Source organism: Coleofasciculus sp., assembly GCF_046539235.1.
Taxonomy (GTDB): Bacteria; Cyanobacteriota; Cyanobacteriia; order Cyanobacteriales; family Coleofasciculaceae; genus Coleofasciculus.
This window is the reverse complement of record NZ_JBKHHI010000357.1, coordinates 1-6,930: the sequence shown is the minus strand read 5'-3', so window position 1 is coordinate 6,930 and position 6,930 is coordinate 1. Positions and strand designations below refer to the sequence as shown.

The 6,930-nt window shown below is 48.6% G+C and carries 3 protein-coding genes; 2 read left to right on the top strand and 1 reads right to left on the bottom strand.

Annotation, left to right across the window (positions count from 1 at the left end; genetic code table 11):
- The first annotated feature begins 167 nt into the window (after positions 1-167).
- Positions 168-1,169, top strand: a complete 1,002-nt coding sequence (locus ACLFWI_RS23800; RefSeq protein ID WP_446414986.1) for a glycosyltransferase — start codon at positions 168-170, stop codon at positions 1,167-1,169.
- Positions 1,170-1,362: 193 nt separating this feature from the next.
- On the opposite strand, the gene ACLFWI_RS23795 is transcribed toward ACLFWI_RS23800, so the two are convergent.
- Entirely contained in the window at positions 1,363-4,863 is a 3,501-nt protein-coding gene (locus ACLFWI_RS23795) for a pentapeptide repeat-containing protein (RefSeq protein WP_446414985.1), read from the bottom strand.
- A gap of 145 nt (positions 4,864-5,008) precedes the next feature.
- On the opposite strand from ACLFWI_RS23795, the gene ACLFWI_RS23790 reads away from it, so the two are divergent.
- The gene (locus tag ACLFWI_RS23790; RefSeq protein WP_446414984.1) at positions 5,009-6,829 is read left to right on the top strand and encodes a hypothetical protein; all 1,821 of its coding nucleotides are present in this window, start codon (positions 5,009-5,011) and stop codon (positions 6,827-6,829) included.
- The last annotated feature ends 101 nt before the right edge of the window (positions 6,830-6,930 follow it).

Sequence of the window (6,930 nt, the reverse complement as noted above, 5' to 3'; positions counted from 1 at the left end):
TGAAGAGGGCTGAAGCCCTGACTACGAAGCCAATCTATTCCACCATTTTAGTTGGATCATGCCACTACATTCTGGACAAAAGGTGACATGCTCTCCAAAGCAAGTCCGTCTACGGGAACTCTAGTATATTAAACTATACAGACAATCTCTCTGAGGCAATTGGTGTTTTGAGAACCCTTTACTTTTTAGTCCCTGGAACTTATGGCAAGTTGGCTTGCGGCGGTCTTTGGGCGGAGTTGAAAACCCTGAGTCTGGCAAAGCAGGTTTGTCCTGCGGAGGTGGTCACCTATCGTCAACGGGAAAAGAATACGCTGTTCCTGGATGATTTGCTCAAAAAACAGGATTTAAATAATGTTATTTTTGTGGTCAGTTGGGGATTTGATAGTCCTAAACTTGTAGCAAAGTTAAAGTTATATCCGGTTATTTACCATGCCCATAGTGCTGGGTATCGATTTCAACTTCCGGCGCGTATCCCGATTATTACCGTTAGTCGCAATACTATGGGATATTGGGGACAGCGATCGCCTAATTCTTTAATTTACTATTTACCTAATCATATTTCGGAAGAATTCCAGAACTTCAATCGAGAACGGGATATTGATGTGTTAGTTCAGGCGCGGAAATCGTCTGAGTATTTACTTCAGGACTTGATACCAGAGTTACAGCAGCATTGTCGCGTTAAAGTCATTGATTCCTACGTCGAGGATTTAGTGGGACTCTTCAATCGGGCTAAAGTTTATTTGTATGATTCGGCTGAGTATTGGGCGCAACAGGGGGTAAGTGAAGGTTTTGGGCTGCAACCAATGGAAGCCCTTGCTTGTGGCTGTCAGGTTTTTTCGAGTGTAAACGGGGGATTATCGGATTATTTAGATCCGGGGTTTAATTGCTATAAAATTGCGGTATATTCTCAAGAGTATGATAGTAAACGTATTCTCAAAGTTATAGAAAATCCGTCACTCAAGCCTTTAGATGAACATTTTTTGGCGGAATATCGGTATAAAAATATTATCTATCGCTTGAAAATAATTTTAGCGGATGTCAACGATTTTTTTGATTTAAGTCAAAATAAACCGGGTAGTATTCCCCATTTAACAAAGATACGGTTAGCTAAATTAAGGCTCCAGAGTTTTTTTGATAAGCTGCGACAAAAATATAGCGCTACGCGCTAGGCTTTCTTGCAATAAGCAACACCTCGACTTCGCTCGGTGTGGAATAGGCAATAGTGAAGAAAATATTGCCTCTCCCCACCACAAGACTTATTCAGCAGACCCTAAGTAGGTTGGTGAAAATAAACCAAACGATGTTAGGTTCTGTAAATGTTCCTCAAACCTTGACAAATGACAAATGACAAATGACAAATGACTAATAATCATCCTCCTCATCCAACATAATCGTATCTTCATGAAACACGCCAGTCTCTTGTTCCGCGCCCGCTTCTAACTGTTCCTCTTCAGTTTCCGACTCGGAGAATTCCCACTCATTCACTTGGGCTGTCTCCCCAGCATACTGCTCTGTATCCGACACAGACGGGTGTTGTCCCATCTCGTCCAATTGCTGCGTATCGCCACTATACTGCTCTGTATCCGACACCGGGGCTTCAGTTACCCACTCATCCAGTTGGGCTGTCTCCCCAGCATACTGCTCCGTTTCCGACACTGTAGCTTGGGCATTTAACCGGTCACGGTCAAACTGTTCAGTTTCCCCATCATAGCGATCGCTCCCTTGGGAGTAAATTGTTGGTAACATGAGTTCCCCTTCGGCACTCTCAATGAAAATCATCGGATCATCTTCAAACAAATGCTCCTCTTCGATGGTTTTCACGAAGGGAGAGACAACCAAGGATTGGTAATAAGACTGAAACTCGTCCCAGGAAAAGAACGCTCCACTTTTAACCGCAAACTCTTTATTCGGTTCATCTAACTGGGCATCTACTAAACAAGCATTGGTTAAATTCGCTGACGTTAAATTAGCACCCCGCAGATCCGCCCCCAATAAATTTGCCCCTTCTAACTGCGCCCCTTTGAGATCCGCATCCGCTAAATTTGCCCCAACTAAACTTGCCCAGGCTAAATTTGCCTGTTGTAAATTAGCCGCCGCTAAGTTAATCCCACTTAACTCAGCCGTGGATAAATCGGCATGGACAAGATTCGCCTCTGCCAGCATTACCCGATTTAAACAGGCTTGGGGTAAATGAATCTGAGCCAAACTTCGTCTCGCCCGTTGCCAAAATGTGGTAGGAGATAGGGCAACGGTACGACCCATAAAACTTAACAATTGATCGGCATCAAATTCCTGGGAAATCTCTGGATTGCCACAGGGCCAGAAGGGGAGATTGGCTTCTCTGGCGGCTGAACAGAGGACTAAAAAGACATTTAATCCCACCGTGGCATCAATTTGCAACGTATTCAAGGGATTGTTCAAATCTCGCAACTGTTCGTGAACCCGATGAGCCACCCCTTCATCAAACCACCGTCCGCGACAGTAGGCGCGATAAAAGCGATAGAGTCGTTGAAATAATACCGGGAAGGAAAAGGCATCCGCATTGCGCTGTTGCTCCCGTCGTAGTCTCTCAATTACCAATTCTTCTATTTGAGGAGACAATAAACCATACCCCAACAACTGATAAAGATGTTCAGCCAGATGGAGGGACGAATCAATCACAAACGAGACTTCCCCATACTGGTTGGGCAGCTTTTGCGTTAATGCCTTCAGTTGCAGGGCAATTTCTTCGGCAGCTAAATAGTCGCCTAAACTGGGGTGAGAAAACTCAATGGAGAAGGGTGCTGATGCCGCTTTCTGAGACGCAGAAGCTTGGCGCGGTGACGACTTCACCCAGTCTCCGGCTTTGTCTCTGGGCTGAGTGCGGAAAAAGAACGTGGGTAGGGGTTGGGTAAAAGACTCAGGCGTCGTTTCTTGATTCTGGAACCGATTCTGGATTACCGTTTGTGTCACTTGATTCTGACCCGTCTGCAAAATCGTCAGGGCTGTCCCCTGCATTTGACGGCGTAACTGTTGCGGGGAACGTCCTTCCAAGAGATTGGCGATCGCTTCTAGGGAACGCCCTGCATGGGAAAAGCCTTCGCGAATTAACTCCAAGGGCGGTCCACTCCCACTCGTCGGTTCCCCCAGCAACCAGCGACGTATCCGGTCATAGATTTCAAACTTAACCTCAGCCGGACTCATTTTAAAGATGCGATCGTCAATTAAGGCATCTCGATGTAGAATTCCCACTAAATACAGCATTAATGGACGAGTCAGCAGCGCCACTAAATCGGGATTCGGAGATTGGGGCTGAAACACGCCGCCATGTTTTAAGAAGTTAAAATACGACTGAGCAATGGATTTAGATTGCAGTTTCGCCCACTGGAGAAACCACTTGCGGAATTCCTCCTTCGCCATCGGTTCAATAGCAATCCGTTGGAGTCGGCTTTGCAGTGGCGGTAGACTACTATGGCGATACTTACGCGCCAACACGCCATCCAAGGTAACCGGGCGACTGGTAAGGATAATCTTGTGGCGAGGCGAATTTGACCCGCTCTTGTGAGTATGAAATCGCATCACCTGATCCATAAATGTCCACAAGTGACGCTCCGTCTGGGGAGAACGGGGCAATTCATTCAAACCATCTAAAATCAGCAAACAAGGTGGGGAACTGCGAGAGAACCAGCCGTCTGTATCCGTGAATCGTCCCACTGGGAAGGCTGTCTCCAAGGTTTGCTCCAAGCTTTGACCTAACGTAACATCCCGCAGGCGAATAATCACAGGCATCCACTGAGGATACAGCTCTTGCGCTACCCGTGCCGCTAACATCTGACAAAAACTGGTCTTACCACAGCCACCATCGGCTTCAATCACGGCAATACTGTTTTTATCATTCAATTGAGCCATCACCCATGCCATTAAATCCGTCGGTGGCGAGGATGCAGCGGCGAGATAGGCAGCATCTAGATCCTGTTTGCGGCGTCGTTCTCGGTTTTCTTGTCCCAGGGTGGTAGGGAGGCGTCTGCCGTTCAGGGATACGTAGATTTCCTTGAGGGAAAAGGGTTCGGCAAATAAGGGTTCGCTTAAGGACAGGGAAAGTTCTGCCCGATAATATTCCCGATCCAAATCCAGGGTCAATTGGGGCGTGGAAAACTCTTCTTCCTCCTCATCCTCGTCTACAGGGGTGTTGAGGGTGTTACTTAAATGACCCAACCGGACAAACTTTTGCAGTTGCGCTAAGGGTAGGGCATTTTCGGCAATCACCTTGAGTAAATGACCCGCCAATCCATTACTCAACCGTTGGGTTAATAACTTCGCTTCCGTTTCCTCCGCCCCATTCGCCACAAACCAGGCGATCGCTAAATTATTCATCTGCTGCACCAGAAAGGAATTTGCCACAGATGACAGGGCTTGTTCAGCTTGGGAATCACTGAGACGTCCTGGGCGCAGGGTTTTCAGCAGAGCAATTAATTGGGGATCAACCAAAGGTTCATCAATATTCGGTGACGCTGGGACTTGAGCGCGGTTCACCCAGGGTCTTCGCAGTTGAGCTTCTTGCTCTAAAATTCCTTGTAATGCGTTCAGATACGCCACCTGAAAACTCAGCCAGGTTCCTTCACTCCGGCGTAAGGGCTTCTTGCGACTCAAAATCCGCAGCAACCCCACCGTTAACTGAGACAAAATCGGCGCGACTTGCCAAGCGACAGTTAACGGTAACTCCAACACTTCGGTCAAGACACTAATCGCAAAGGGATTCAGACTCTTAACTTCCATGTCTTGGGCAATGCGAAACGCAATGCCCGCCAACTGGGCGTTATCCTGTCCCAGTTGGGCAAGTTCAATGTGGCGTTCTGCTAGCCAATGGCGAATGCTCAGCCTCATGCCACCCTAACTACTCCAAAACGATTCCTCATCTTAATTGTGGACTCTATTCAACGGATTGCGAATCACCCAAATTTACGGTTGATTGGGAATACAATGATGGACAATAAACGGTGAACAATGAATTATCAGTTGTTTTCTATCTGTGTCCAAACGAGACTTGCCCCGATTTCATCTCCGTACTTCCCTGCCTACTCGCCCACCTCGGGGACATAAGTTAGTCATCCGACTGGCAAGAGGCTCTAAGGCATCGAGTTTAGCAGAAACGGGACACTTAAACGCTAAAGTTGTCCGAAACAGGCGCTCAAACCCAGACCGCCAACGCCGCCAACGGGAGTTGTGGCGATGGTCATTGCTGTGGTTGATCATCGTGTCTGTTGTCGGCAGTATGGTCATTGGTGGTACATTATTACTCACCAAGCTGCCACCTCCGGCAAATTGCCAACGCATTTCTCCTTTATCCCCGGATAGCGAACGATTATACTGCGCTCAACTGGCTGCCCAGTCCGGAGAATTTGAGCAACTTTTAGAGGCGATCGCGATCGTTCAATATTGGTCGCCCAACCATTCCCTATATCCCCAGGCGCAGCAACTGCTGCGGGAATGGTCTCAAATGATACTGCAATTTGCCCGGGAAACCCTGAATCAGGGAAACTATACCGATGCCCTGAAAATGGCGATGCAAATCCCTGTAAGTAGTCCCCTGTATCCCGAAGCTCAAGCCCAAATCGCCACCTGGAAACAGGAACGAATCCAGGCTCAGGCAATTATCAGTCAGGTTCAAGATGCCCTGAAAGTACAAAACTGGCAGCAGGCGGCTAAACTAATCAGCCAACTGTCACGCCTGAATGACCAATACTGGAGTGTATCCCGCTATGATACCCTGACCCAACAGTTGTCGGCAGAAAAACAGGCGTGGACACAACTGCAAGAGGCGCGGGATTTAGCCAAATCGAATCAACTGACCAAGATCGAACAAGCGATCGCGTTAGCAGCCAAGGTCGATCCTAATAGCTATATTAAAGCTCAAGCCCAGAGTGATCTGTCGAATTGGAGTCGCACGTTACTCCAAATTGCTGCCGCTCGCTTCCAAAATCAAGAGTATCAGGGGGTGATTCAGGTTGCCCAAGGGATTCCGATTAATACCTCCCTGTATCAAGAAGCTCAAGATTGGTTACGCTTAGGGCAAGCTGGGAAACTGGTGCAACAAAACACGATCCTCGCCTTCATTGACGCCTTAACCGCTGTTCGCCAACTGGATGGCAAAAGTCCGGTGCAAACGTCAGCCGCCGCCCAAGCGGTTCAGTGGGAGGCTCAACTCCAAGATCGCCTCCAGTTACGTTTTGCCCAAATTACTGCCAGCTTTGAGCAACGCCCCCTGCTACAGATGGCGATTGAACAAGCTACGCTGATCACACCCGATCGCCCCCAGCGCATCGAAGCACAGACACAGATTGCCCAGTGGCGCAAACAGATTCAACAGATCGACGATCGCAATACCCTCAGAACTGCCCAACAGTTAGCCGCAGGTGGCACCATTGATCAATTAAACGCCGCCGTCACCCAAGCCCGTAAAATTGAGCCAGGTCAACCTTTACGCCCCGAAGCCCAAACTGCGATCGCCAAATGGAATCGCCAAATCCAAACCCTAGAAGACCAACCCATCCTCGATTTAGCCCGCGCCTTCGCCCAACGTCGAGATTTAATCGCCGCCATTTCCACCGCCAATCAGATTCGTCCCGGCCGAATGCTGTATGCTGAAGCTCAAAGTGCGATCGCCCAATGGGTTGCCCAAATCCAAACCGCCCAAGATCGTCCCATCCTCGAAGCCGCCGCCGCCCTAGCCGCCCAAGGACGATTTGACGCCGCCATCGCCACCGCCGCCCAGATTCCCCCAGAACGAGCGCTTTACCAACAAGCCCAAGCCGCGATCGCTCTTTGGAAATCCCAACAGAATGGAGGGTAGGAGGTTGGGGAAGCAGGGGAAGCAGGGGAAGCTGGGGAAGAGGATTACCAATGAACAATGAACCATCAACAATGAACCATCAACAATGAACCATCAACAAT

Coding starts and splice junctions, on each gene's coding strand:
- ACLFWI_RS23795 (WP_446414985.1), bottom strand. CDS start 4,863: ATGAGGCTGAGCATTCGCCATTGGCTAGCAGAACGCCACATTGAACTT.